Raw genomic sequence first — 25,547 nt, 5'->3', positions numbered from 1 at the left:
GAAGGACGCACCGATGAAAGCTCTCGTACTGGCCGGCGGACAGGGCAGCCGCCTACGGCCGCTCACGCCCACGCTGCCCAAGCCACTGGCCCCGGTGGCGAACCGGCCGGTCCTCTCGTGGGTACTTGACCACCTGGACCGCGCCGGCGTCGAAGAGACCGGGGTGATCGTCCCCGTGGCTGACATGACGCTCTACCGGCGGATCATCGGCACCAGCACCACGGCTGGAACGCCGGTGCGGTGGCTGCCCGAGGCGGCCGCGGCGGGAACCGGAGGATGCCTGCGCCAGCAGGCCGCCTTCTTCGACGGCGGACCGGTGCTCGTGGTGCCCGCCGACATCGTCTCCTCGGTCGACCTCGCCCGCCTCATCGGTCACCACCACGCGGTAGGCGCAGCGGTGACCGTGGCCGCCGTCGCGCGGGACGGGGCTCAGTGGGCCGGAGACGTGCTCGTGCCCGATCCCGCCCAGCCGGGCACCGCCACCGCCTACCGGTTCAAACCGGGCAGCACCGGCCGCCTGCTGGGATCGACCGGAGCGTGGATGGTCGGACCGGACGCCCTCGATCGGATACCCGCGCACGGCTTCACCGACTTCTCAAGCCAGACCCTGCCCGCCCTGCCGGCGGCCGGTCTGCCCCTGGGCCTGTTCGACGCGGGCGAGATCTACCTCCGGGACATCGGCACCCCGGCCAAGCTCCTCACCGGCAACCAGGAGGCTGTCGCCGGGGCGTCCCCGCTGGAGGTGGCGTCAACTCCCGGCGCCGGAGCTCGGATCGACCCGAGCGCTCACGTTGGTGGGGAGGTCCTGATCGGTGAAGGCGCCCTGATCGCCGCGGATGCCCGTCTCACGGGCCCGGCCGTGATCGGCCCGCACGCCCGCATCGGCGCGGGAGCTCACGTCGACGGTGCCCTCGTACTTCCGGGCGCTCGTGTCGACGCCGGCTGCCGGGTCACCGAGGAGATCGTCGGCGACCCGGGCCGGGCGCGCGACGTGCTGCTGCGGCTGGCGGCTGAACGATGACGGGCCCGAGTGCCTCCGTCGCCGCGCAGGTCCTGTCCTGGTGCGCCCGCACGCCGGACGCCGTCGCCGTGGAGCAGGGGGCGCGCCGGTGGACCTACCGGGATCTGGAGCACGCCGTGGCCGGTGTCGCCGGCGAACTCCGGGCTGCTGGGGTGGGCCCCGGGCAGGTCGTCGCGGTCACCGCGCACCGGGGTCTGCCCCTGGCCGCCGCGTGGGTGGCGGTGCTGGCGAACCGCTGCATCCTGCTCCCCCTCGACCCCGCGCTCTCCCCGGCCGCCCGTACCGGCATGCTCGCCCGCGGTGGAGCCGGATGGGATCTGCGCGCCGGGGACGTCGACGCCCGCGCCCATCCCGGTGTCCCGGTGCTGTCCGTCTCCGGGGGACCGTGCGCTTCCCGCCCGGCCCTGGGCCCGGTGCCGCCCCCGGGGCCGACGGAGGCGGGGTACGTGTTCTTCACCTCGGGCAGCACCGGGGAGCCCAAGGCGATCTTGGGCCGTCACCGAAGCCTTGCCGCGTTCCTGCCGTGGCTCGCCGCCACCCTGCGCGTCACGCCGGACGACCGGGTCCCGCACCTGGCCGGGGTCGGCTTCGACGTGTCCCTGAGAGAGGTGCTCCTTCCGCTCACGGCCGGGGCCCGTCTGTGCCTGCCCCCGCCAGGGCTCCTGTCGCCCGGCGACGTCCTGGCGTGGCTCGCCGATGCCGGCTCCACGCTGGTGCACACGGTGCCGACCGTCGCCCGCGCCTGGCTGCACTTCGCGCCCGAGGGGATACGTCTGCCGCGGCTGAGGGCTGTGCTGTTCAGCGGCGAGCCGCTCACCGACACGCTCATCCGCCGGTGGCGGGCCCACCTCGACTACCGGGGCGTGATCGTCAACCAGTACGGGCCGACCGAGACCACCCTCATCCGCTGCTGGCACCCGGTCGACCATCCGGTGCCCGGCATCCAGCCGCTGGGCCGCCCGATCCCCGGCAGCGAAGCATGGATCGTAGACCCGCAAGGCGTCCGCGCCCCCGCGGGCACGGTGGGCGAGATCGTCATCCGTACCAGCTACGGCACCAGCGGCTACCTCGGTGAAGAAGCCCTCACGGCCGCCCGGTTCACCTTCGGACCTGACGGCGAGGTCACTTACCGCACCGGCGATCTCGGCAGCGTCGACGAGCACGGCCTGTTCCACTTCCACGGCCGCAGCGACGACCAGATCAAGATCCACGGCGTCCGGTTCCACCTCCACGGCGTCGAAGCGGCCCTCGAAGCCCAGCCCGGCATCGACCAGGCCGCCGTCACAGCCGAACCCGGCGTCGACGGCTCGCCGCCGCGCCTGACCGCGCACCTGGTGCTCGCCGCCGGCTACGACCGGATTCCCGCCGGCCTGCGCGCGGCCCTCCTCAACCATCTCCCGGCGGCCGCCGTCCCCTCCCGACTGCTGGCCGTGGACGCGCTGCCGCGCACCTTGGCCAGCGGCAAGCTCGACCGCCCCCGCCTCACCACCGCCTCACCATCCGCGCCGCACGGCATCACGCCCGCGGCCTCCCATCCCAAGGACACCTCCTGATGCGTACCTCACCCCAGTCCCAGTCGGCCCCGCAGGACCTGACGACCGTCGCGCAGGGCCTGCGCGCCTTCGTCTTCGCCGCCAACAAGCACCCGGGTGGAGCCTCCTCCGCGGTCGAGGCGATCACCGCCCTCTACTTCTCCGGCGCCACCACCCTCGCCGCGCCGGGCCCGGTCCGCGACCGGCTCATCTACTCCAAGGGCCACGCCGCCGCCGGCTGGTACGCCGCGCTGTGGATGCTCGGCGCGATGCCCCAGATGACGTGGCAGGAGGCGACCGGCTTCGGTCAGGTCGGCCACCCGGTGCCCCGCATGCCGGTCCGCGGGAGCGTGCCGGGCATGGAGATGAGCACCGGCGCGCTCGGCCAGGGCCTGTCCTTCGGGGTCGGTACCGCGCTCGCCGACCGGCGCGACGGCCTCGGCACCCGGACCTTCGTCGTGCTCGGGGACGGCGAGTGCACCGAGGGCCAGGTGTGGGAGGCGGCGATGACCGCGGCCCGCCTCGGCCTGAAGAACCTGGTGGCGCTCGTCGACGCGAACGGCTCCGGCAGCGTCATCAAGCTCGACCGCACGCAGTGGGCCGAGAAGTTCGCCGCCTTCGGCTGGCGCGCGGTGAGCCTGGACGGACACGACATCGGCGCCATCGCCCAGGAGCTGCGCGCCGAGACGGACCGGCCGACCGCGATCATCCTCAACACCATCAAGGGCCGGGGCCTGGCCGCCGAGGTCGAGGGCTCCAACACCCTGTCCGCGGAGGTCGAGGAGCAGCACCTGCCCGACTGGGACACCGGTGCGCTGATCGAGGCGGCCCTGGCCGTCATCGACCGCCACCACCCCCACGCCGCCCGGGCCCGCGTCTCGTCCGGTATCCGCCCGGCCGTGACCGCGCCGGTCCGGCCCTCTCGCGCCGAGCTTCTCGGGCAGCTCGCCGGGCACCCCGAGGGCGCCGAGGTCGTAGCGAAGAAGGCTCTCGGCGGGGACCTAGCCCAGGAGCTCGCCGGGCTGCCCCTGCTGTGGATGGCCCCCGACGCCATCCGCAACTCCGGCCTCCTCGCGCGGATGGAGCAGGTCGGGTCCTGGACGTGGGGCACCCCCGGCGCGGACGTGCTGCAGTGCGCCATCGCCGAGCAGGACGCGGCCTCCCTGGCCGCCGGCGCGGCGAGCGCCGGACTGTGGCCGGTGCTGTTCTCCATGGAGGGCTTCTACTGGCGGATGCTCGACCAGATCCGCGAGTCGATCGCCTTCCCCCAACTGCCCGTGCTGCTGGTGGGAACCTCCGGAGGCCTCGGCGACCCGCTCGGCCCCATGGTGCAGTCCGACGGCTGCCTGACGGCGCTCGCCGCCATTCCCGGCCTGGAGCTGCTCGAGGCCGGTGACATCAACACGGCCAAGCTCCTGGCGGCCGAAGCCCTCACCTCCGGGCGCCCCGCCTACCTGCGGCTGCCGCACGAGGCCGTGCCCGTCCGCCACAGCCTCACCGAACTCGCCACCCGCCCGACCAACGCCGGCGCCTGGACGCTCGCCGACGCCGACACCCCTGACCTCGTCCTGGTGACGGCCGGCGCGCTGCGCGAGCGGGCCCTGGAGAGTGCCGAGCAGCTGCACGCCCACGGCCACACCGTCCGGGTGGTCGAGGTCTTCAGCACCAGCCGCTTCTCCCGCCTCACGGCCGACCAGCGCGCCCAGTTCCTTCCGCCCGGGGTGCGGGCCGTCAGCATCCACAACGCGCCCAGCAGCGTCCTCGGCTCCCTTCTGGGCGACGGCGCTTTGGCCATCGGCGTCGACACCTATGGCGTCGCCGGGTGGCCGCAGACCGCCTTGTACGAGACGGCCGGACTGACCACGGACGCGCTCGTCGACCGCATCCTCAAGGAGCTGGCATGACCTCCTCGCACCTCGGTCTGTCCTTCCTCGACCAGGGCCCGATCCTGGTCAGGGCACACCGGATCGACAACTACGCCGTCCACGTCGACGACGGTCTGCTCACCCGCCTGACCGGCCTTCTCACCGACGTCCTGGACCGGCTCGACAGCCCCGACGTGGTGATCGCCGTCGACACCGGCGCCGCCGAGCACCACCTCGGCGCCCTCACCGCCGCCGTCCTGTCCACCAGCCGGCCCTTCCAGGTGGTACCGGTCCCGGCCGGCGAGGCGAGCAAGTCCCCACGTGGGCTGCGCGCCCTGGTCCGCGCCCTGCACCACCACCGTGCCTCCCGCCGCACCCTGCTGCTGGCGGTAGGCGGCGGCATGGTGTGCGATCTGGCCACCACCGCCGCCGCCGGGTACATGCGCGGCATCCCCTACGCACTGCTGCCCACCACGGTCCTCGCCCAGGTCGACGCGGCGATCGGCGGCAAGGGCGGACTCGACGACAACGGCGCGAAGAACCTCCTCGGAGCTTTCCACCACCCCGCGGCCGTCTTCGTCGACCCTCTGCTGACCGGCACACTGCCCGAGCGGCACGTCCGCAACGGCCTGGCCGAGGTCATCAAGGTGGCGCTCATCGACGACACGGACGGCCTGTTCCACGTCCTGGAGAAGCACCCCGATCAACTGCCGACCGGCCAGGAGCTGACCGAGATCGTCCGCGCTGCCATCGCCGCCAAGCTCCGCCTCCTGGCCGACGATCCTTTCGAGCAGGGCGACTTGAGGCGGCTGCTGAACCTCGGACACTGCATCGGGCACCCTTACGAGGCCGCCACCGGCTACCGGGTCCTGCACGGCGAAGCCGTCGCCGTCGGCATGGCGGCCGCGGCCGCGCACGCGCACCTGACCGGCGTCACCACCCTGGGCGAACGGGACCGGATACTCAGTCTCCTCGACGCCTACCAGCTTCCCGCCGCCCTGCCGGAAACGATGCGGGAGCGCACCTGGGAGGGGATGGACACGGTTCGCCGCGTCCGCGGAGGACCGCTCCACCTCGTCCTGCCCCGCACACCCGGCCACTGCACCATGACCGACGACATCGACCGCGCCTCCTACGACAAGGCCGTGTCCGAACTGGCGGCCCGCCCGTGAGCGACCCTGATCCGTACTGGCTGCTGATCGAGGGTGGCGGGAGCCGCACCTGGGCCGCCCTGGCCACCTTCGACTGCGTCGCCGCCGAGCGGGAGGGGCCCTCGACCAACCCCCGCTCCGTGGGCCACGACCAGGCACACGACACCCTGGCCGGCCTGGTCCGCGCGCTCCCCCGCACCGGATCGTTGCGGGGAGTCGTCGCCGCCCACGGCGCCGCTTCCACTCGCGTCTGCGCCGACGAGTTCGCCGCCCTGATCCGGCGGGCGCTTGCCACCGCCGGCTACCCGCCCGTCCCGGTGCTGGTCACCAACGACATCGTGCCGCTGCTGCTCGACGGCGACGGCCCCCTGTGCGTGGTGCTCTGCGGCACGGGCACCGGGTTCGCCGCCCGCAACGGCGACCGCTGGGCGCGAGCCTCAGGACTGGAGTGGCTGCTGTCCGACGAAGGAGGCGGTCACGACCTGGCGGCCCGCGCCCTGCGGGCCGTCGTCCGGGCCCAGGACGGCCGCAGCCCCGCCACCGCACTCGTCGACGCCGCCCGCCGATGGTGCCCGCCGGGCCCCGGCGCGGACACCTCCCTCGGCGAGGCCCTCTTCCACGCCGTACACGGCGACGCCGCCCGCAAGCCGTACGTCGCCTCGTTCGCGCCGTTCGTGCTCGATGCGGCCCGCGCCGGCGATCCGGTGGCCGGCGGGCTGCTCGACGACACTGCCCGGGAGCTGGCCGAAGGAGCCGAGGCGGTCTGCCGAGCCGTCGGACTGGCCGCAGCGACGCCGCCCGCCCTCGTGCTGTCCGGTTCCCTGCTCCACTCCGACATCCTGCGCGAGCGGTTCCTCAGCCGGGCCCGCGCACAGTTCGGGGTCGGTGTCGCTCCCCGGGTGGCCGCGGTCCCGGGGCCCGGCCTGCTGCACCTGCTCGGCCTGTGGCGGGACCCGGCGGCGATCGCGGCCCTGGGCCGGGCCATGCCCGTGCACGCCGACCCCATCCCAGGGAGCCGGCCGTGACCGCGCGGCGTGCCCGTCCGTCCGAGCCAAGGGCAGGCGCGGACCTGGAACTCGGGCGCGCGCTGCGGCCGGCCCTCGACACCTGCCGTCAGGACGTCGCCCGCTTCCGCGCGGCACCGGCCCCCGCGCGGGGCAAGGCGAGTGTTCACGGCGGCCGCGAAGTCGTCACCGACCTCGACATCACCCTGCAAGACCGCCTCACCACCGAGCTCTCCCGCGCGTTCCCGGGAATCCCGGTGATCGCCGAGGAGGGCCTGGCCGAGATCCCCCAACTGCCGGACGAGTGCCTGCTCGTGGATCCGCTGGACGGCACCGCGCCGTTCCTCGCCGGCAGTAGCGACTACGCGATCGCCGTCTGCCTGATCCGCGACGGCATCCCGGCCGAAGGCGTCATCGACCTTCCCGCCCACGACATCCGCATCAGCGCGGCGCCCGGCCTCCTCCACGTCACCGGCGACGTGACCCGGCTGCCTCACCACGGCCCCCGAACCGTCCTGACCAGCCCCGGCCACGCGGCCGCCGTCCAAGCCCGGTTGCCCGGCACCGGCTGGTCCGCGCACCCCGTCGCCACCGCCAGCGTGAAGATCACCTTCGTCGCTCTCGGCCGCGCCCCGGCCGCCGTCTACCTGCCCCGGCCCGGCAGCGGCGCCGCACCGTGGGACTACCCGGCCGCAGCCCTCGCCGTCGCCGCGGCCGGCGGAACCGTCCACGACACCGCCGGGAGCGACCTCGCCCGGACCCGGCCTGCCCGGCTCGACGGCTGGCTCGCCTCGCTCCAACCGCCCGACGCGGACCTGTCGGCGCTGCTGCGCCCACCGGCCGCTCCCCACCTGTAGAAGGACCTTCTTCGATGCGCTCCCTCGCCACCACCACCGACGGCTGGCGCGGCCGTCCCGGCCCGGACTGGGCCGAACCGCAGCTCCTCGCCGCCCTCGACCACTGCGCCGCCCAGGGCGTCCTGGGCGAGCACGTCCTCATCGGGCACGACGCCCGGGCCGGCGCCCGCGAAGTCGCACACCTCGCCGCCGACCTGCTCGCCCACCACGGGCTGACGACCTACCTCGCTTCGGCACCCGGGCCCACACCCGCGTTCGGAAGCCTCGTGCACCGCCGGTCCGACCTGACCGCGGCCGTCGTCGTCACCGCCAGCCACAACCCGCCCGGATACATCGGCATCAAGGTCCGCGACCGCTCCGGGCACGGCATCCCCTGGCCCCAGCCCCCGGCAGGCGCCGCCCTCGACCCGGGCCTGCTGGAGGTGCGCCACCACCAGCGCACCGATGTCCTCAGCCCCTACGTCGGTGCCGTCGGCGACCCGCTCAGCACGGCCGCCGGAACCTTCGACGGTGACGTCCTCCTCGACGCCGCCCACGGCGCGGTCGGCGTCCTCGCGGGGCGCCTGACCGGCGTCCGGGTCCTGCGCGGGCGTCCGCTGCCGTTCTTCGCCGGGCAGAGCCCCGACCCCGTCCCCCGCGTCCACGCCGAACACACCGGCCGCGCCCTCCTGGACCAACTCGCCCACCGCGAGCGGGCCCTGCTGGCGATGACCGACGGCGACGGGGACCGGCTCGTACTGTTCACCCATCGCTCCGGCTACATCCCCAGCGCCGAACAGGCCGCCGCGCTGCTGTACGCGGGTCTGCCGGTGCGACGGCTGATCACCACCCAGGTCGCCCCGCGCATGGCGCTGCGCGCTGCGAGGCGGGCGCAGCCCGGCCTGAAAGTCACCGAGACCAGCGTCGGCTTCAAGCACCTCGTGGGGGCATGGCGCGAACAGCCCGTCCCGGCACTGGCGCTGGAGCCCAATGGCGCGCTCGTCCACGTCACCGGCCCGGACGGCTACTTCGAGCGGGACGCCCTCACCGCCTTGACCATCCTCCTGCGTACCTTCGCCTCCCTGGAGGACCTGGACGACGCGATCCAGGACGTCCGCCAGGCCCACCCGCACACCCAGCTCGTCCACACCACGCCTTCCCCGCTCACCGACGTGCTGCGCGCTCTTCCCGGGCTGCTGCCCACCTGGCGCGCCGACATCGCCGGTGAGGTCGCCCACTACGACGACGGCGCGCACGGCCACATCGCCGTGCGCGCCTCCGGCACCGAACCGGGCACCCGCCTCTACATCGAAGCCCCCGCCGAGACGGCCGAGCTGCTCACCCGGACACTCGGCGGGCCGGCGTTCAAACTGTCTGCTTGAGCAGGCCGGCGGCCACCAGCCCGGCCAGGCCCATGTCCGCGTCGGTCAGCTGACCGCCCAGGACATGGGCCACGTACTCCTCCAGCGGCACCGTGAGCGGCTCCACGAACTCGTCGCCGTCGGGCCGGGGCTCGGCGACCTTGCGGCAGCCCTGGGCGAGGACCGCGTAGCGGACGTGGGTGGCGTACGAGGCCAGGTAGGTCTGCATGACGACGGTGAGCGACTGGGCCTCGAAGCCGGTCTCCTCCAGCAGTTCGCGGGCCGCGGCGTCCTCGACGCGCTCGTCCGGCCCGACCAGGCCGCCGGGCAGCTCCTTGAGGACCTTGCCCGGGCCGGGGCGGAACTGGCGCACCAGCACGCCGCGGCCGTCGTCCGTGAGCGCCACCAGCGCCACGGTCCGCGGGCCGTTGAGGATGTCCCAGTCGCCCTCGCGGCCGTCGGGGTAGCGGTAGGTGCGGCATCCGATCTTCAGGAAGCCGGCCGGCTCCGGCCGTTCGCCGACCAGGTCCCATTCCAATGCATCTCGCTCAGTCACGATACGTATCCTATTCGGCTCGAAGAGTGACGTTGTTGTGGGCGAAGAAGGAGGCCGGGGGTGTTGCGCAGGCTCCGCAACACCCCCCGGCCTGGACTGCGCCCAGGCTCAGGCCGCCGTGATGACGCCCTGGTCGACGAGCTGCTGCCGCATGGCGCGGTACTCGTCCATCGTGACCGGGCGCTGCCCGCGCGCGTGCTTGGGCTTGCCCGCCTGCGAGGCCTCCGGCCAGTCGTCGGCGGCGGGCAGCATGTCCAGCGCGGCATGGGACCGGCCCTTGGCGCGCGGCCCCCGGATGAACAGGGTGACCGTCCCGGGCAGCATGACCGTCTGGTGGATCATCGGGTGCCCGAGGGTGTACGCCGAGCCGGGGCGCTCGATCGTGATGACGCCCGGTTCGATGTCGGCGGCGGTGAACTCTCCTTCGCTGGTGCCGGTGCGGCGCCGCCACACGTGGATGTAGGCGCCCTTGAGGATCTTCACCGTGAAGGAGTACTTGTGGTCGTGCGGCACCAACTCGCGGCTGCCGGGCGACATGTGCAGGCGGATCTGCAGCCCGCGGGCGTCGTCCTGATAGAGGACGAGCCGGTTGATCAGCGGGTGGATCTCGCTCTCGGCCAGGCGGTGCGGGTCGTGCTCGATCTCGTGGACGAGGCGGGTCAGCAGCGTCTGGTCGGCGCCGAGGCGTTCGAGGATCTCGCTACGGACGCGGTGGCTGGCCCGCAGGTCCGTGTCGTCGATGGCCGGCAGGGCGTCGAGCCAGCTCGGGGCGGCGGTCGTCATCGCGCGCTCACCTCCGTGGCCGCCTGGCGCCCGGTCAGCGCGGGCGTGATCAGGGCCTGGGCGGCCGTGAGCCTCTGCAGGTAGGCATCGGGGTCGAGAGACGGCCCTTGCGGCGCCAGAGGGGCGCGGGCGACGACCAGCTGGACTCCGTCCGGACTGGTCTCCGTCGTACGCAGGGTCCCCGGGTGGCAGGCGTAGGTGCTCTCGGGCTGGAAGGTGCGCAGGTACCAGGGGTGATCGGCCTCGGCGTCGCCGCGATGGCGGAAGCACTCCAGATAGTGGGTGCCGGCCAGGGTGAGGGTGACGGTCTTCTCGGCCGCCTCGGCGGGAGCGGGCGTGCCGTCGGCGTGGGTCCGGAGGTAGAGGGCCACGTCGTCCTCGTGGTGCAGGAGGAGGTGGGCGTGGCCGTTCCCGGTGAACGAGCCCGCGGCGTTGGCGGCGCCCGCGCCGGTGATCAGGGTGAGGGCCTGGCGGGCCGCGTACGGCAGCCAGCCGCCGTGGAGGATGTCGGGGCTGTCCGGGACGTCGGAGGGAGCGCTGCTCTGGTCGAGCAGCGCGGTCACAGGCGCAAGCAGGGCAAGGCGGGTCACGTGCGGGCGGGCCTTTCTGTGGTGATGACGCCGAGGCGTGCCAGATCCGCGACGCGGTTCTGGAGCTGGGCGGGGGACATGGGTATGGAGCGCCGGTAGCGGGTGTCGTCACGGACCGGGCGTCCCTGCTCGTCCTGGTGCAGGTCGTGCAGGTCGGTTGCCGAGTGCCACCGGCTCTGGCGCGCCGGGCCGCGCAGGAAGAAGGTGACCGAGCCCGGGAGGACGGCCGTCTGGTGGACCAGGGAGTGCAAGAGGAGGTATCCGCTGCCCGGCCCTTCGACGGTCACGGTGCCGGCCGCGAGGTCGGCGGAGGTGAACGGCCCTGTCTGGGTCTGGCCGGTGCGCCGGTTCCACGTGTGGAGGTAGCCGCCGTGGAGGACGCGGACGGCGAAGGGGTACTTGTGGTCGTGGGGGATCAGTTCCAGCTCACCCTTGGGGAACGCGTGCAGACGCAGCTGCCACCGGTCGGCCCCGGTGGCATCCTCGGCCAGGACGAGCCGGTCGACCAGCGGGTTGGTCTCGCACCTCCGCCGCCGGGCGGGGTCGTCCTGGAGGGAGCACACCAGCTCGGTCAGCAGGGCACGGTCCTCGGCCAGGGCGCCCAGGACCTCCTCGCTGGCCTTCGCGCAGGCGCGCGGCCGGTTCCAGTCGATCGCGTCGAGCGCGGTGGCGAGAATTGTGGTTGTCAGCATCGAACCTGCTTCGGGCCGGTGAGGATGGCGATACGGTGACGCTGATCTGGCAGTGCGGGTGAACAGCGAAGGGGAGCGGCGTGACGCTCAGGGCCGTCCGGTCGGCGTTGGAGAAGGTGTACGTCAGGCGCCTGGCCGGCAAGCTGAAGGGCGCGCCCCGGCCCGCGCACGTCGGGATCATGCTCGACGGCAACCGCCGCTGGGCCCGCGGACAGGGGCACTCCGACCCGCGTGAGGGCTACCGCATGGGCGGAGCCAAGGTCAGCGACTTCCTGCGCTGGTGCGTCGAAGCCGACCTCGAGCACGTGACCCTGTGGATGCTCTCTGACGACAACCTCAACCGGCCCGCCGAGCAGCTCGGCCCCCTGCTCGAGGTCATCGAGGAGACCGTCCAGAACATCTGCGCGGTCCCAGGTCCGTGGGAGATCGAGATCATCGGAGCCCTGGACCTGCTGCCCGGGGACAGCGCGCAGAAGCTGAAGGCCGCTGCCGCGCAGACCACCGGCCGGGGCGGGATGCGCGTCGATGTCGCCGTCGGCTACGGCGGCCGCCGGGAGATCGTGGACGCGGTCAAGACAGCGTTCGAAAAGCACACCGCCGCGGGCGGAGACCCGATGGAGCTGGTGGAGAAGTTCGACATCGAGCACATCTCCGAGCACCTGTACTCCTCGGCCGGGCGCGACACGACCGACTTCATCATCCGCACCTCCGGTGAGCAGCGGCTGTCCGGCTTCCTGCTGTGGCAGTCCACCTACGCCGAGGTCCACTTCGTTGAGGTGCTGTGGCCCGCCTTCCGGCAGATCGACCTGCTGCGCGCCCTGCGGTCGTATGCGGCCCGCGAGCGCCGGTACGGCCGTTGACATCAGGCCAGATGCGCGGTGCGCGGATCGGCGAGGATCGTCTCGATCGCGCGCTTCACTGAGCGGTCCTGGTCCTCGTCGTCGCTGTCGACCACGACGCACCGCCAGCTCTGCGCCACGTCCTCGAAGGCTTCCTGGACCCGGACCATCAGGTCCATGTACGCCTCCCGGCCGGTGCCGCGGCCGGCTAGCCCATGGTGCTCCAGCACGCCCAGGCCGCCGCGCGCGGTGATGAGCCGGTCGTACGCCCGCTGCGGGTCGCACCGCACGAGAACCGGCACGTCCCGGAAGGGGTCGGGGGCCAGGACCATGGTGGCCGACCGGAGCGCGGTGACGGCTGCGCGCCCGTGGCGTTCGTCGGACGCGATCTGGGAGGCGATCAGGCACAGCTTGGTGACCATCTTCAGCGGGTGGGTCTCCTCGATCACCGCGGTGCCGCGGTCCAGCTCGGGCCGGACGACGCTGGTGTAGTAGACGAGGCTGCCGGCGATCTCGCTCAGGGCGGCGGCGGTGATGGCCTGCGGGTCGTTGGCGCTGATGCGGGCCGCGTTCAGCTTCTGCTCCAACGCGCTGTCGCGGAGGTCTCCCGACGGGCCGGGGAGCAGCTCTCCGAGCGCCTGTCCCTCGTCGGTGAGGGCGAAGGAGTACAGCGAGCGCAGCCCCGCGTCGTAGAGCGCCCGGTTGACGTCGGCGACGTGCCCTTGGGGCTGGTCACGCAGGTAGTCGCGTCGCGACAGGATGCGCACCTTCGTGCCGGCCGCTGCCAGTTCCTCGCGCAGGGCCCGGGCGATGGTGGACTTGCCCGAGCCGTCCACGCCCAGGAACGAGATGGCGGATCCAGGGGTCATAGGTATGCCTTCCGGTGTTCGGCCAGGGCCCGGGCCAGGTCGTCCCGGCTGAAGTCCGGCCAGTGGGTGCGGGTGAACCACAGCCGCGCGTTGGCGGCGGTCCAGAGCAGGAATCCGCTGCCTCGTTGTTCACCGGAGGTCCGTATGAGGAGCTCGGGGTCCGGCTGGCCGCGGCTGATGAGCTGGTGGAGGTCTTCTGGCGTGATCCGTTTGGCCGCCTCACCCGGCGAGATCCCCTCGCCGGCCCAGTCTGCGAGCAGGCGGCGGATGCCGCCGGTGATCTCGCTGCGGCCTCCGTAGGCGATGGCCAGGTTCACGGTCAGCCTGTTCGACACCTCGGCAGTGGTCGTCTCAGCGTGTCGCACGGCGGCCGCGACATGCGGAGGAAGGAGCTCGGCGTCACCCAGATGATGGATGCGCCACCGCTGCGACCACGCCAGCTGGAGCGCCGCGGCCGTGATGATCTCCATCAGGGCGTCCACCTCCTCCCTGTCGCGGCGCAGGTTGTCGGTGGAGAGCATCCACAGGGTCACGAAGGAGATGCCCGCCTCCTCGCACCAGGACAGGAGTTGCGGAATCTTGCCGAAGCCGATCCGGTGACCGTCGGAGGGCGACAGCCTGTGCCGCCGCGCCCATCGCCGGTTGCCGTCGAGGACGATGCCGACGTGGCTCGGGACGGTACTCACAGCAGACGCTCGATGCCCCAGACGGGGACGTCCCGGAAAAACGCCACGGATTCGGCCTCGCCCCAGCCGGCCCAGGTGGCCGCTTCCCGGCCGGCGAGGTCGGCGTAGCGGCGCATGGCGGTCAGCAGCGCCCGGTCGACGCGGTGGTCGCGGATGATCTGCCGAACGTTGTCCACATCCGTCTCCGAGGCATTCGGCCGGCCCAGGACCGACTCCAGCACCTTCCGTTCGCTGGGCGAGGCGGCCAGCAGCACCATGCGGATCGGGTAGGTGACCCGGCCGTCGCGGACATCAGCGGTGGCCGGCTTCCCGGTGACCATCTCGTCGCCGAACAGGCTCAGGTAGTCGTCCCGCATCTGCCCCGAGACGCCGAAGGCCCAGGCGTAGCGGCGAAGGCTCTCGTCGTGCTCGCGGGGATCCTGCTCCGCTGCGAGCAGACCGAGCTGGAGCGGGGCGAGCGCGGAGGATCGGGCGGCCTTGTAGTCGCAGACGGAATGCAGCAGGTCCTCGTCCGGAACGCCGAGGAAGTCGCGCTCAAGGTCGAAGATCTGACCGAGGAACGTGGAGGTGGCCGCCTCGAGCTGCAGTTGCGTCATGGACTGGGCCATCCACGCGGGAAGGGCGGCGTCGGCGATCACCTGAAGGGACAGCGTCAGGGCGAGGTCGCCCGCGAGCATGGCGAGCCCGAGAGCGTGCTGGGGCCGGTCCGGGATCGCGTCGCGGTAGGCGTAGTAGGTGGACGGGCCGCCGCGGCGCGTGGGGGCGTCGTCGATGATGTCGTCGTGGATGAGGAGGTGGGCCTGGAGCAGCTCGATGCTCAGCGCGGCCGTGTCGACCGCATCCTGACGACCCGTGCCGGGCACCAGGTTCATCGCCTCGTGCACGAAGGCGACGCGCTGCCGTTTGCCTCCGCGTAGCGCCAGTTCCTCGACGCGGTCCAAGGCCTCGGGAGCGAAACGGCTGAGCTGCGGCGCATCCCAACGACTGCGCAGCGAGCGGAAGTAGGCCTCGAACAGAGCCTGGAACCGGTCGCGGTGACCGGAGATGCGGCGCCCCATCTCGTGGGTGACCACAGTGGCGTTCATGTGCGGGAAGAGCCCTTCTGTGCACACCAGCCGGCGATTCCGTACTCGGTGGAACCGCTGATCAGGACGGAATGTGGCCGTGCAGGCATATGCGCCCTGCGGCCACGGCCAGTGCATCCCGGCCGGGTGTTGCGCCGGTAGAGGTGGCGGTGTCGCGGTTGTCGCGCAACAGCCGAGGGTGCCCCCGGAGGGTTCAGCGGCGCTTGCCCATCGGCCGGAGAACTGCCTGGGTGACGGCAAGGTGCGGGGGCCGGGTGACCATGTAGGAGATGGCGTCGGCGACATCCTGCGCGGTGAGCGCCGCACGGTCCCCGCGCAGCAGGCCGGCGGTCAGCGCGGTGTCGACGAGACCGGGCTCGATGACGGCCACCCTCACTCCGTGCGGTTCCAGTTCCTGTCGCAGGCCCTCGCTCCAGGAGGCGACGGCGCTCTTCGTGGCTGCGTACACCGCCGTTCCCGCCTTGGCCGCGTGCCTCGCGACGGACCCGATCGTGATCAGGTCTGCGGTTCGGCGCGGCCCGGCAGCGGCTGCTTTGAGGTGTTCGACGGCCGCTCCAGCGGTGTAGAGGGAGCCGAGGAGGTTCGTCTCGACCATGGCCTGCCACTGATAGGCGGCCCCGTCGGCGAACGGGCCCAGGGCAGCGGTGCCGGCCGAGTTCACCAGGATGTCCAGGCTGCCGAACTCGGCGGCAGCGTGCTCGACCGCGTCGCGAGCGGAGGCCGGGTCGGTGACGTCTCCGACGATCTCGATGGCGATGCCCCCTCGCTCGGCCACGGCAAGGCCGGTGGCCCGCAGCGCTGCCCTGCTCCTGGCCATCAAGGCGACTTGGGCCCCGAGCGCGGAAAGCTCAAGTGCCGCCGCGCGGCCGATCCCGCTCGTGGCCCCGGTGATCAGGACGGATACGCCCGCCAGACGGCTCACCTACTCCCCCTTCTCCGACGCGCAGAGCCGCACCCTACGGTCTGGCCACACCCTCCGTCTGCACCGGGCGGTGTTGCGGTACAGGCGCAACACCGTCGAGGTCACGACGCCGTACGAGGTGCCCGAGCAGCCACCTCGGAGCAGGCAACGAACGCGAGGCCGGTCCCGAGAGAGCCCAACTTCTCGGGGTTCCAGTCGACTTCTGTCGGCGAGACGGCTGTCAGCAGACCCTCGTCGCGACAGCGCACGGCCGTTGCGCGGATACCGCAACGCGTGAGGACCTAGCGGCGCAACGGCCGCCTCGGATCGACTGTCCCGCACCCCGGTTCCCGCCACGCTCTCTCCGTGCTGGCGGTTGAGGGCTTCTTTCGCCCCTTGCGGTACCTACGTCGGCGCCGCCTGGAGCATCCTGAAGGGACTCCGCAGATGCAGCAGACATCGACCCTCCCGCCGGTCGTGGAGGCCGACGAGATCGCCGCGCGCGGCTTCCTGACGCGCACGGAACTGGGTCAGCACTTCCTCCGCTCGTCGGAAGCCGCCCGCCGCCTCCTGGGCGCCATAGACATCCCCGCCGATGCTCACGTGATCGAGGTGGGCGCGGGGCTGGGCACGCTGTCCAGGACGATCGCGCTGGCCGGCTACCGCCTCTGGGCCATCGAGAAGGACGAACGTCTCCGGCAGCAGCTGACGGGCCAACTGGCCGAGTTCGGCAGCAGGGCCCGGCTCACCATCGGGGACGTCCGCCACGTCGACCTGGAGCACGGCGTCGGCGAGCGCGGCGTTCTGGTGTCGATCATGCCCTTCGACCCGGAGCTGTCGGTGGCCCTGACCAAGCACGTGCTCAGCTTCCCCGCCGTGACCCGCGGTCTCGTGGTCCTGCCGTGCGCCGCCGCCGACCGCCTGGCGTCCGAGACCGGCCATCAGCTGGAGGTCGAGGAAGTGGACGGGATCTCCCGGTCCGACTTCTGGCCGGAGGCCTCGACGGTCCTGCGTGTGGTGACCATCGAGAAGGTCCTGCCGTGCAGGAGCTGATCGCCACCGGCTGCTTCCACTCCGCCCTCCCCGACGGCCGGGCCACACTGGGCGCTGTCCGCCGCGCGAAGGCGGACGGCGCCCTGGTGATCGACGCGGGCGACTTCTTCTCCGGCAGCGCGTTCTACGCCTTCTCCGAAGGAAGGGTCGAGCAGCGGCTCCTGGCGGAGCTGTACGACGTCGTCGTGCCCGGCAACCACGACCTGGCCGATCTGATGCGCCTGACCGATCCGCTCGGCTTCCCGCCGGTCGTGTGCGCCAACCTGCGCCCGCCCGCCGCCTTTCGGGGCAGGTGGGTCAGCGGGTTGACGCTCCGGGGCAGCACCCGCGTGGTGGGGATCGTGGGCTATCTCGGTGCACAGGCCTTCGAGGCGATCCCGAAGGAGGAGCGTGATGGCTTCGACTTCCGCCCTCCCACTGCGGACCTGATCGCCGCCGAAGCGGAAGCGCTGCGCCGCGAGGGTGCCGAGATCGTCATCGGAGTGAGCCACAGCGGCTTCCTCGACGACGTCGCCGACCAGGAAGCCGGCTGGCCGCTCGACACGGTGATCGCCGCCCACTGCCACTCCCCGTGGTCGCACTGGGCAGACGGATCGCGTCACGTGGCGAAGCCGCCCGCCTCCGGCAAGGGGCTGCTTCGCCTGCGGATCGGCGGGAACGGGTTGGAGAGCATCAGCCAGCACCTGAACGCAGACGGCGCGCGGGACTTCGACGACCGTCTGGACGAGGACCTCGCCGGCTTCTCCGCCTGGGGCGCGGAACGGCTCGCTGCCCTGCACGAACCCCTGCCCGACCGGGACAGCGTGGCCCGCAGGCTCGTCGGCCGGGGCCTCGCCGCAGCCGGCACCGGCAGTTTCCTGCTCAACACGTACACCCTGCGCGGCGGACTGCCGGGCACCGTGACCCGACGAGATCTCTTCCGCTGCGCACCGTTCGACAGCGAACTGGTCATCCTCGACGCCGGCCACCAGGTCGAGGACCTGATCCTCCGAGCCCGAGAACTGGGCGAGGACGTCACCGCGTCCGCTACGACGCCCGCCGGCCCGCACAGCATCGCCACGACCCGCTACCTGGCCGGGCGCCTTGCCGTGGCCTTCCGCCCCCTCGACCCGCCGTGCTCCCTGCACGACCTCCTCATCGACCTCGCTCAGGAGTCCCGATGACCAACCTGCTGACCTTGGACGGCCGCGACCTGACTCACGGCCCGTCCGCCCCGCGCCACTTCGCCGAGGCCCTCACCGGCCCCGGCGCCGGCCGCGCCCTGGTCACCTTCGCCGGCGCCGAGCACGAGCGGAACCTCGAGCTCAGCCTCAGCCTGCTCTCCAGCCTCGGCCCCATCCTGACCGTCTACCCCGGCGACGGCTGCTGGAGCGACCTGTCCGTCCGCGAGGACGCCGACCCCGGCCGTACGCACGGCGTCGGGGAGAACCGCCTCCACGTCGACCTCGTCGACCGCGACGGCCTCCCCCGCTACATCGCGCTGTACTGCGTGCGGCAGGACCCCCGTGGAGGAGGAGCCTCCGCACTGGCCGACCTGTGGCAGGCCGCCGACGCCCTGGGCGAGGACGACCGCCGGCTTCTGGGCCGCTCCGTCTTCTCGTACTTCGCCGACCGGGACGTCCACGGCGTCGGCGAGAGCCTGAAGACCTTCGCCGTGCTGCCCGACCGGCTCGACGGCACGACGCCGGTCCGGTTCACCGCCAAGATGCAGCCGCACCTGGAGCGCGGCGAACTCACCGAGGACGACGACCCCGTACCGGTGGCCACCGCGTTCGGTCGGTTCGTCGACGCCGTGTACGCGGCGCGCACGACGTGCCGCCTGCAGCCCGGGCAGCTGCTCGTCTTCGACCAGCACCGCTACGCCCACGGCCGGATGCCGCTCGGTGAGGGCCAGGGGGACCTGTCCGCGGACGTGCGGCGGCTGCTGAAGCAGACGTACGTCGGCGCCGCGCCGCTCGGGGGTGCCCTGTGATCCTCACCAAGACCGCCATCCGCGAGGCCGTCGAGGCCGGCGATATCACCATCGACCCCTTCGACCCCGAGCTGCTGAACCCCAACAGCTACAACTACCGCCTCGGCCACACCCTGAAGGCGCTCACCAGCTCCCCGGCCGACCCCCGCCGCGAGCCCGAGACGACCACCCTCGTCCTCCCGCCGGAGGGCTACGTCCTGCGGCCCGGGGTGGTCTACCTCGGGAACACCGTGGAGCGCATCGGCAGCAACGAGCGAGTGTCCAGCCTGATCGGGCGCTCCTCGGTCGGCCGGCTCGGCTGCTTCCTGCAGATCTCCGCCGACCTCGGGCAGCTCGGTGCCGAGCACTGCTGGACCCTGGAGATCACCGTCGTCCAGCCCCTCAGGGTCTACCCCGGCATGCGAATCGGGCAGGTGTCCTTCTGGCGCCCCACCGGTGACCGGATGCCCTACCAGGGGCACTACGGCCGGATCAGCGACCCGGCGCCTTGGGCCCCGAACTCCTTGCCCGGTGCGGTCGCGCACGCGGCGCTGACCGGGCAGGAGGTGGCCGCGTGATCCTCACCGGCCCGCAGATCGGAAAGCGCGTCAACGACGGCGGCATCCGCATCGACCCCTTCGACCCCACCCTGCTCCAGCCGAACTCCTACGACTTCCACCTCAGCGAGCGGATCGGCTGGTACACCGACGACGTCCTCGACTGCGCGCGGGAGAACCCGTTCGAGGAGCACCCCTTGCCGGACGACGGCATGGTTCTCCTGCCGGACCGCATCTACCTGGGATCCACCGTCGAGCGGATCGGCAGCGACCACTACGCCCCGATCATCCGCGCGAAGTCGTCCGTCGCCCGGCTCGGCCTGTTCGTGCACGTCACGGCCGACCTGATCGACATCGGCTCGTACGGACAGCTCACCCTCCAGCTGCACGCCGTCCAGCCCGTCCGCGTCTACCCCGGGATGCTGATCGGCCAGGTGACCTTCTGGACCCCCGAGGGCGAGATCACGCTGTACGACGGCAAGTACCAGGGCTCCGACGGTCCCCGCCCGTCGCAGATCCACCGGGACTTCGAGGCGGACCGGTGACCGCCGCCCAGCGGCTGGCCGGGCCCAGCGAGCACGTCGTCGCTGTGATCGCCCACCCGGACGACGCAGAGCTGCTCTGCTACGGAACCCTGCGCCAGGCCCGGCTCGCCGGCGCGGCGGCCACCGTCGTGGTCGTCACCCATGGGGCCAACGGCGTCTCCGTGGCCGACGCAGACGCCGGCCGCCGGCTCGATGAGGACGACCGGGCCGCCGAAGTCCGTGCGGCCTGGGCCGGGACCGGCGTCGACACCGTGTTCCTCGGCCTGCCCGACGGCGCCCTGGCGCCGGACCGAGACCTGATCTCCGCCGTGGAACGCGAACTCGCCGCCCGGCGGTGCACGGTACTCATCACGCACAGCCTGCGGGCGGCCAACGATCACCAGGACCACCTCGCCGTCGGCACGGCCGCCGCGAACGCGGCCACCCGCGTCCCGTCCTGCCACACCGTGCTGCACGGCGAACCCCACGCTCCCCGCTCCGGCTTCACCCCCACCGTGCTGGTCGACATCACCTCCTTCCTCGACGACAAGGTCCTCGCCCTCAAGGCCCACCAGAGCCAGGCCGGCCGCTGGTACCTGGGCGAGGAGTACACCCGGCACCAGGCCGCGCAGGCCGCTTGGCGGCTGCGGCCCACCGCGGCGACCGACGGCCGGGTCTTCGAGACCTTCGAGACGAGCGTGCTCACCCTCACCTTCACCCCCGCAGGAAAGGAGCCCCGCTCGTGATCTACATCGAGCAACCGCCGTTCGCTCCGTGGCTCGGTTTCTGCGAGGCCCTCATCGGCTGCGACACCGTCGCCCTGTACGACTCCGTCCAGTACACCGACGGCGGCTACCAGAACCGCAACACGATCAAGACCGCCGGCGGCCCTCAGCTGATCACCGTGCCCGTGACCCGCTCGGCGGGCCCGCTCATCCGCGACATCCGCATCGCGCCCGCCTTCGACCCGGATGTACTGCTCCGCCAGATCCGCCTGGCCTACGCCCGCAGCCCCTACGTCGACGAGGCCCTGCACGTCCTGCGCCCCGTCCTGGGCGCCGGCCACGCGTGGCTGGTCGACCTCAACATCGACCTCATCAACCAGATCGCCACGGCCCTCGGCGCCAAGGCCCGGATCATGCTCACCTCCGAGATGAAGATCGACTGCGAGGACAGGACCGAGCGGCTGGCGGCCATCTGCTCCCACGCCCGGGAGACAGTGCTCTGGGCGGGCTCCGGCACCCGGCAGTACCTCGACACCACCGCCCTCGACGCCCACGGCGTCGAGGTGATCTGGAACGAGTTCTCCGACCGGCACCCTCTCTACCGCCAGGCGTGGCCGCGGCAGGGCTTCCTCCCCCGGATGTCCGTGATCGACGCCGTCTGCGCCCTGGGCTGGGCCGGCACCGCCGCCCTGCTCCGCACCTCCCTCGACACCTACCTCCCCCACGCCCAGAAGGGAGCCGCCGCGTGACCCGCCCTCTGATCCTCACCGGCATCGACCTGCCCCTGGAGCCGTTCTGCGGCTCCACCATCTGGTGCAGCGACGTCTACTCCCGCCTCGACGGCTTCCGCACGGTCTTCGTGGGCCTTCCCGGCAGCGGCACCTGGAAGCACGGCTTCACCGACACCGTCCTGCTCGGCGCCACGAAGCAGCCCTACGGCCCCGCCTTCGAGGCCTACACCACCCGCCTGACGGAGGAGGTCGCCGACCTCCTCGACGCACACCGCCCCGATCTCATCCACGCCCAGCACCTGGGCTTCGGCCTGTCCCTCGCCTTCGCCCGGGCGGCCGGGGACGAACGCCGGCGGATCCCGATCATCTCGGTAGCCCACGGCACCGACGTCATCGCCGCCGCCGAAAACGACCAGGCGCTCAGCGCCCTTCGGGAGATCGCCGCCGCCAGCCAACGCATCGTTGTCCCCACCCTGGCGATGGCCGCGGAGGTCGACCGGCTCACCGACGGCCGCTACACCGGACGCGTGAACGTGGTGCCGTGGGGCATCCCGCTGCCCGAAGCCCCCCTCGCACGCCCCGGTGGGGGCCGGCGACTGCGGCTGGTGCACGCCGGCCGCCTGGACGCCAACAAGTCCACCCGGACCGCGATCGAAGCCCTCGCCCTGACCGCAGAACCGCACCAGCTCACCGTCATCGGAAGCGGCAGCGAACTCGCGGCCCTCCAGCATCGGGCCGCCGAACTCGACCTTGGCGACCATGTGCGGTTCGAGGCGTTCCTCCCGCGAGACGAGCTGTGGTCCCGCCTCCCGGACTTCGACCTCAAGCTGTTCACCACCCGCCAGTTGGAGGCGTACGGACTGGTCGCCGTCGAGGCCCAGGCCCACGGTGTGCCCGTCCTGTACGGAGACCTCCCGGGCCTGAAGGACATCCTCGGCCCCGGCGCACTGAGCTACCCGCCCGGTGACGCCGCCGCGCTGGCGGCCCTGATCGACGACCTGGCCGCCGACCCGGCTCGGCGGCAGACCCTGCGCACCGACGCGATCGCCAACGCGCGCCGACACGACATCGCGGGCACAGCCGATGGTCTGGCCGCGATGTCACGGTCCGTTCTGGAGGGTCTTCGGTGACCGAGACGCCGCTGTACGCGAGCCGACTGTGGCCGCCGGTACGCCCCCGGACCGGTGAAGCGACCGCCACCACCATCGATCTGCTGCGCGACCTGGGCCTGGTCGCCCGCACCGGAGCCACAGGGGTGCACACCCTCCTGCCGCTGGGCCTGCGCGTGCACGATCGCCTGACGGCCATCGCCCGGCGCGCGTTCGAGGAGCGCGGCGCCCTCACCTTCTCCGCGCCGACGCTGCAGAGCCGGGAGCTGTGGCAGGAGACCGGCCGGTGGGACGCCTACCGCGCGGAAGGCGCCCTGCTGACCGTCACCTCCGCCGGAGGGGAGGAGATGTGCCTCGCGCCCACCTCGGAGGAGATCGCGACCTCCGTCATCCGCGAGCATCTGCAGTCCTTCCGTGACCTGCCGGTCCGTCTCTCGCTCAGCACGAGGAAGTTCCGCGACGAGATCGCCCCGCGGGGCGGGCTGATGCGCGGACGCGAGTTCGTGATGGCCGACGCCTACACCTTCGACGCCTCCCGAGAAGGGATGCTCGAATCGGTCGGATTCCTCAACGCCTCCGTCACCGCCGCCCTGACGGGCATGGGTCTGAGCGGCGTCTTCCAGGCATCCGCCGACGGCGGCAGCATCTCCTCCGGCCCCAGCACCGAGCACCTGGTGCTGTCCGACACCGGTCAGAGCACGATCGTCGTCTGCGACCACTGCGGCAACCGGGGCGACGGCGCCGTCATCGCCTCCCAACCCCCGCCGTCCCCCCGGGATCCCATCGTCAACGTCATCGCCCTCGCGCTCACCCTCCCCGACGGCACGAGCCGCGCGGCAACCGTCTCCATCCGCGCCGACCTCCAGGTCAGCCTCCGTAAGGTCGCCGCCGCCACCGGAGCCGTCCACGTCCGCCTCCTCGACGAGGACGCCCTCCCCCCGCTCCTCGGCAAGAAGGCCGGCACGCTCACCCCGTGGGACGCCGCCACCGCGGACACCGTCCTGCCGCTCTACGACCAATCCGCAGCCGACCTCGAGCGGTTCTCGATCTCCGACGGTCGCGACGGACTGCGCACGAACGTCCAGTGGAGTGGAACATCCGGCCTGCCCGACCTGTCCCCGCACGGCGACGACCTCCATCACGCCACCGACCGCAGCCGCTGCGCCCGCTGCCGCGAAGGCCGCTACCGCGAGACCAAGGCCGTCGAAGTCGCCCACGTCTTCGAGCTGGGCACCCAGTACTCCCAGCCCATGAACCTCACCTTCACCGACGCCAGCGGCCAGCCGGCCACGCCGTGGATGGCCTGCTCCGGAATCGGCATCACCCGCTGCCTGCAGACCTCCGCCGAACTCCACCGTGACCACCACGGCCTGCGATGGAAGCCCGGCACCGGGCCCGCCGACATCCACCTCACCGTCCTGCGCGCCGACCAGCCCGAGATGCGCGAACGAGGCGACAAGCTCACCCAGCAGCTGCACACCCAGGGCCTGAGCGTCCTCGTCGACGACCGGCCGCTGCCGACCGGAGACAAGCTGCGCTACGCCCGCCTCCTCGGTCTCCCCCACACCGTCGTCCTCTCCCCCCACCGCCCGGCGGACGAGCTCGAACTCCTCGACCGCTGGACCGGCCGCACCACCACCGCCGAATCCAGCCAGATCCACCAGATCACCTCCGCCCGATAGCAGCACATCCACCCACAGAAGACAGCGAATAGCGTCGCCGCAGTCCGCGAAAACAGGCGACGCTATTAGCGCTGCCGAAATATGGAAATCCGCACAAGAAATCCAGATGATCAGCCCGGAAAAGCTCTGGCTGGAATCTCTCGACCCGGTTGACGACCTATCCAGGGGCCTCTAGCTTGAGGAACATCGCCGAAGCGAACGGGTCGTAGCTCAAGGGCGGAGCACGGTCAAAGCGTGACCGAGGAGCTGGTTCGAATCCAGCCGACCCGACTCAACGAGAAACCGAACACAATGCGTCAAAGCATTACCGAATTCGACGCGTCGCCGGGACCGCCACGATCACAGAATGGTGCAGATGAAAATTGCCATCACGGGCGGCGCCAGCGCCGGCCACGTCGTTCCGGCCCTCGCTGTCGCAGGCCAGCTCCGCGACCGTGGTGCTGAACTGGTCTACCTCGGACGCGAGAACACGATCGAGCACGACTACGCCCAGCGCGCCGGAATCCCCTTCCGCCACGTCCCCTCGGCCGGGCTGCGCCGCCACCGCTCCGCCGGCAACCTGCTGATGCCCTTCACCGTCGCCCGGGGCATCCTCGCCGCCTTCACGGCGCTGCGGCGCGAACGGCCCGACGCCCTGTTCTCCAAGGGCTCGTACGTCTCCGTGCCTGTCGGCATCGGCGCCGCCCTCGCCCGCGTCCCCGTCGTCATCCACGAGAGCGACCACTCCCTTGGCCTGGCGAACAAGATTCTGGGGCGCGTAGCCACCACCATCTGCCTGAGCGTCCCGGCTTCCGGCCCCACGCCCCGCTGGATGCGCAACAAGACTCAGGTGACCGGGCTGCCGCTGCGCGCGGACCTTGCCGACGCCAAGCCCGAAGCGCTGCGCGAGCGCCTCGGCGTCCCCGCCGACAAGCCGGTGCTGCTGATCTTCTGCGGAAGCAGCGGATCGCAGCGCATCAACACCGCCATCCGCGCCCAACTCGACGTCCTGTGCGAGCGGTACAGCGTCCTGCATGTCGTCGGCACGGGCAACCTCGAACCTCAGCTCACCGGGCGGGCCGGGTACTGGCAGCTGGAGTACCTCCACGACGACATGCCGCACGCCCTGGCCCTGGCCAACCTCGTCATCGGCCGGGCCGGGGCCACCACCCTCGCCGAACTCGCCGCCCTGGAGCTGCCCGCCGTCCTGGTACCGCTGCCCGCCTCCGTCAGCCGCGGGGACCAGCTCGACAACGCGCGCGCCTACGCCGCCCAGCACCCGCAGCGCTGCCGCGTCGTCGCCGACGAGCAGCTGACTGACGACCCCGGCGCCCTCGTCCATGCCTGCGCCGCCCTGTCCGCTGCCCCCCGCGGCGGACAGGGCGCCCGGCCGCGCCCGGAAGCCGCGGCCGAACGCGTCGCCGACCTCGTCCTGCGGGCGGCCGGCCGACACAGGTAGCGGGAG

At 72.1% G+C, this 25,547-nt stretch carries 26 protein-coding genes and 1 pseudogene; 19 read left to right on the top strand and 8 right to left on the bottom strand.

Annotated features, from left to right (window positions below; genetic code table 11):
- Positions 1–13 precede the first annotated feature (13 nt).
- From ACIP93_RS34735 to ACIP93_RS34705, 7 genes are read left to right on the top strand one after another with little or no spacing between them, the layout of a single operon-like run.
- A complete protein-coding gene (locus tag ACIP93_RS34735) occupies positions 14–1,021 on the top strand; it encodes a sugar phosphate nucleotidyltransferase (protein WP_401765797.1) in 1,008 nt (335 codons plus the stop codon).
- A complete protein-coding gene (locus tag ACIP93_RS34730; protein ID WP_401765794.1) occupies positions 1,018–2,574 on the top strand; it encodes an amino acid adenylation domain-containing protein in 1,557 nt (518 codons plus the stop codon). Before ACIP93_RS34735 ends, ACIP93_RS34730 begins: the two co-directional genes overlap by 4 nt.
- Positions 2,574–4,457 (top strand): transketolase-like TK C-terminal-containing protein, encoded by a 1,884-nt coding sequence (locus ACIP93_RS34725; RefSeq protein ID WP_401765791.1) that lies wholly within the window; start codon positions 2,574–2,576, stop codon positions 4,455–4,457. The genes ACIP93_RS34730 and ACIP93_RS34725 overlap by 1 nt, the downstream gene beginning before the upstream one ends.
- Positions 4,454–5,590: a 3-dehydroquinate synthase family protein gene (locus ACIP93_RS34720; protein ID WP_401765789.1), complete on the top strand. Its 1,137-nt coding sequence runs from the start codon at positions 4,454–4,456 to the stop codon at positions 5,588–5,590. The genes ACIP93_RS34725 and ACIP93_RS34720 overlap by 4 nt, the downstream gene beginning before the upstream one ends.
- Positions 5,587–6,594, top strand: a complete 1,008-nt coding sequence (locus ACIP93_RS34715; protein WP_401765786.1) for an N-acetylglucosamine kinase — start codon at positions 5,587–5,589, stop codon at positions 6,592–6,594. Before ACIP93_RS34720 ends, ACIP93_RS34715 begins: the two co-directional genes overlap by 4 nt.
- Positions 6,591–7,430: an inositol monophosphatase family protein gene (locus ACIP93_RS34710; protein ID WP_401765783.1), complete on the top strand. Its 840-nt coding sequence runs from the start codon at positions 6,591–6,593 to the stop codon at positions 7,428–7,430. Before ACIP93_RS34715 ends, ACIP93_RS34710 begins: the two co-directional genes overlap by 4 nt.
- A gap of 14 nt (positions 7,431–7,444) precedes the next feature.
- Positions 7,445–8,791, top strand: coding sequence for a hypothetical protein (locus tag ACIP93_RS34705; protein ID WP_401765781.1), 1,347 nt, complete (start codon positions 7,445–7,447; stop codon positions 8,789–8,791).
- Here the strand turns inward: ACIP93_RS34705 and ACIP93_RS34700 are convergent.
- The 4 genes from ACIP93_RS34700 to ACIP93_RS34685 form a co-directional block, all read right to left on the bottom strand.
- Positions 8,775–9,326 carry an NUDIX hydrolase gene (locus tag ACIP93_RS34700; protein ID WP_401765779.1) on the bottom strand — a complete coding sequence of 184 codons (552 nt, stop codon included), beginning with the start codon at positions 9,324–9,326 and terminating at the stop codon, positions 8,775–8,777. The genes ACIP93_RS34705 and ACIP93_RS34700 overlap by 17 nt on opposite strands.
- Before the next feature lie 108 nt (positions 9,327–9,434).
- Positions 9,435–10,109 (bottom strand): hypothetical protein, encoded by a 675-nt coding sequence (locus ACIP93_RS34695; RefSeq protein ID WP_401765776.1) that lies wholly within the window; start codon positions 10,107–10,109, stop codon positions 9,435–9,437.
- Entirely contained in the window at positions 10,106–10,672 is a 567-nt protein-coding gene (locus tag ACIP93_RS34690) for a hypothetical protein (protein ID WP_401765774.1), read from the bottom strand. The genes ACIP93_RS34695 and ACIP93_RS34690 overlap by 4 nt, the downstream gene beginning before the upstream one ends.
- A 23-nt stretch (positions 10,673–10,695) precedes the next feature.
- Positions 10,696–11,391 (bottom strand): hypothetical protein, encoded by a 696-nt coding sequence (locus ACIP93_RS34685; protein ID WP_401765771.1) that lies wholly within the window; start codon positions 11,389–11,391, stop codon positions 10,696–10,698.
- Positions 11,392–11,471: 80 nt separating this feature from the next.
- Here ACIP93_RS34685 and ACIP93_RS34680 point away from each other — a divergent pair, with 80 nt between their 5' ends.
- Positions 11,472–12,251, top strand: a complete 780-nt coding sequence (locus ACIP93_RS34680) for an isoprenyl transferase (RefSeq protein ID WP_401765768.1) — start codon at positions 11,472–11,474, stop codon at positions 12,249–12,251.
- Between the two features lie 2 nt (positions 12,252–12,253).
- Here the strand turns inward: ACIP93_RS34680 and ACIP93_RS34675 are convergent, their stop codons facing one another.
- The 4 genes from ACIP93_RS34675 to ACIP93_RS34660 form a co-directional block, all read right to left on the bottom strand.
- Positions 12,254–13,099 carry a hypothetical protein gene (locus ACIP93_RS34675; RefSeq protein ID WP_401765766.1) on the bottom strand — a complete coding sequence of 282 codons (846 nt, stop codon included), beginning with the start codon at positions 13,097–13,099 and terminating at the stop codon, positions 12,254–12,256.
- Positions 13,096–13,785 (bottom strand): polyprenyl diphosphate synthase, encoded by a 690-nt coding sequence (gene uppS / locus ACIP93_RS34670; RefSeq protein WP_401765764.1) that lies wholly within the window; start codon positions 13,783–13,785, stop codon positions 13,096–13,098. The genes ACIP93_RS34675 and uppS overlap by 4 nt, the downstream gene beginning before the upstream one ends.
- The gene (locus tag ACIP93_RS34665; protein WP_401765761.1) at positions 13,782–14,870 is read right to left on the bottom strand and encodes a polyprenyl synthetase family protein; all 1,089 of its coding nucleotides are present in this window, start codon (positions 14,868–14,870) and stop codon (positions 13,782–13,784) included. Before ACIP93_RS34665 ends, uppS begins: the two co-directional genes overlap by 4 nt.
- A 193-nt stretch (positions 14,871–15,063) precedes the next feature.
- The gene (locus ACIP93_RS34660; RefSeq protein ID WP_401765758.1) at positions 15,064–15,792 is read right to left on the bottom strand and encodes an SDR family oxidoreductase; all 729 of its coding nucleotides are present in this window, start codon (positions 15,790–15,792) and stop codon (positions 15,064–15,066) included.
- Positions 15,793–16,218: 426 nt separating this feature from the next.
- On the opposite strand from ACIP93_RS34660, the gene ACIP93_RS34655 reads away from it, so the two are divergent.
- The 11 genes and pseudogenes from ACIP93_RS34655 (at position 16,219) to ACIP93_RS34605 (ending at position 25,541) form a co-directional block, all read left to right on the top strand.
- Entirely contained in the window at positions 16,219–16,824 is a 606-nt protein-coding gene (locus tag ACIP93_RS34655) for an rRNA adenine N-6-methyltransferase family protein (RefSeq protein WP_401765755.1), read from the top strand.
- A complete protein-coding gene (locus ACIP93_RS34650; protein WP_401765752.1) occupies positions 16,812–17,987 on the top strand; it encodes a metallophosphoesterase in 1,176 nt (391 codons plus the stop codon). The genes ACIP93_RS34655 and ACIP93_RS34650 overlap by 13 nt, the downstream gene beginning before the upstream one ends.
- The gene (locus tag ACIP93_RS34645) at positions 17,984–18,796 is read left to right on the top strand and encodes a TauD/TfdA family dioxygenase (protein WP_401765749.1); all 813 of its coding nucleotides are present in this window, start codon (positions 17,984–17,986) and stop codon (positions 18,794–18,796) included. Before ACIP93_RS34650 ends, ACIP93_RS34645 begins: the two co-directional genes overlap by 4 nt.
- On the top strand, positions 18,793–19,353 hold the full coding sequence (locus ACIP93_RS34640; protein ID WP_401765747.1) for a dCTP deaminase domain-containing protein: 561 nt from the start codon (positions 18,793–18,795) through the stop codon (positions 19,351–19,353). The genes ACIP93_RS34645 and ACIP93_RS34640 overlap by 4 nt, the downstream gene beginning before the upstream one ends.
- Positions 19,350–19,877 (top strand): dCTP deaminase, encoded by a 528-nt coding sequence (gene dcd / locus ACIP93_RS34635; protein WP_401765744.1) that lies wholly within the window; start codon positions 19,350–19,352, stop codon positions 19,875–19,877. Before ACIP93_RS34640 ends, dcd begins: the two co-directional genes overlap by 4 nt.
- Complete coding sequence (locus ACIP93_RS34630; RefSeq protein WP_401765742.1) at positions 19,874–20,602, top strand: PIG-L deacetylase family protein; 729 nt, start codon at positions 19,874–19,876, stop codon at positions 20,600–20,602. Before dcd ends, ACIP93_RS34630 begins: the two co-directional genes overlap by 4 nt.
- The gene (locus ACIP93_RS34625) at positions 20,599–21,330 is read left to right on the top strand and encodes a WbqC family protein (protein ID WP_401765740.1); all 732 of its coding nucleotides are present in this window, start codon (positions 20,599–20,601) and stop codon (positions 21,328–21,330) included. Before ACIP93_RS34630 ends, ACIP93_RS34625 begins: the two co-directional genes overlap by 4 nt.
- The gene (locus ACIP93_RS34620; protein ID WP_401765738.1) at positions 21,327–22,442 is read left to right on the top strand and encodes a glycosyltransferase; all 1,116 of its coding nucleotides are present in this window, start codon (positions 21,327–21,329) and stop codon (positions 22,440–22,442) included. Before ACIP93_RS34625 ends, ACIP93_RS34620 begins: the two co-directional genes overlap by 4 nt.
- Positions 22,439–24,103 carry a proline--tRNA ligase gene (locus ACIP93_RS34615; RefSeq protein ID WP_401765735.1) on the top strand — a complete coding sequence of 555 codons (1,665 nt, stop codon included), beginning with the start codon at positions 22,439–22,441 and terminating at the stop codon, positions 24,101–24,103. The genes ACIP93_RS34620 and ACIP93_RS34615 overlap by 4 nt, the downstream gene beginning before the upstream one ends.
- Positions 24,104–24,302: 199 nt before the next feature.
- Positions 24,303–24,373: pseudogene (locus ACIP93_RS34610) on the top strand.
- 85 nt (positions 24,374–24,458) lie between these two features.
- Complete coding sequence (locus ACIP93_RS34605; RefSeq protein ID WP_401765732.1) at positions 24,459–25,541, top strand: UDP-N-acetylglucosamine--N-acetylmuramyl-(pentapeptide) pyrophosphoryl-undecaprenol N-acetylglucosamine transferase; 1,083 nt, start codon at positions 24,459–24,461, stop codon at positions 25,539–25,541.
- Positions 25,542–25,547: the final 6 nt, after the last annotated feature.

Origin of the sequence: Streptomyces sp. NPDC088745 (assembly GCF_044751045.1) — a bacterium.
Lineage (GTDB): Bacteria > Actinomycetota > Actinomycetes > Streptomycetales > Streptomycetaceae > Streptomyces > Streptomyces cremeus.
The sequence above is the reverse complement of the archived record's forward strand: the minus strand, read 5'-3'. Positions and strand labels throughout refer to the sequence as shown.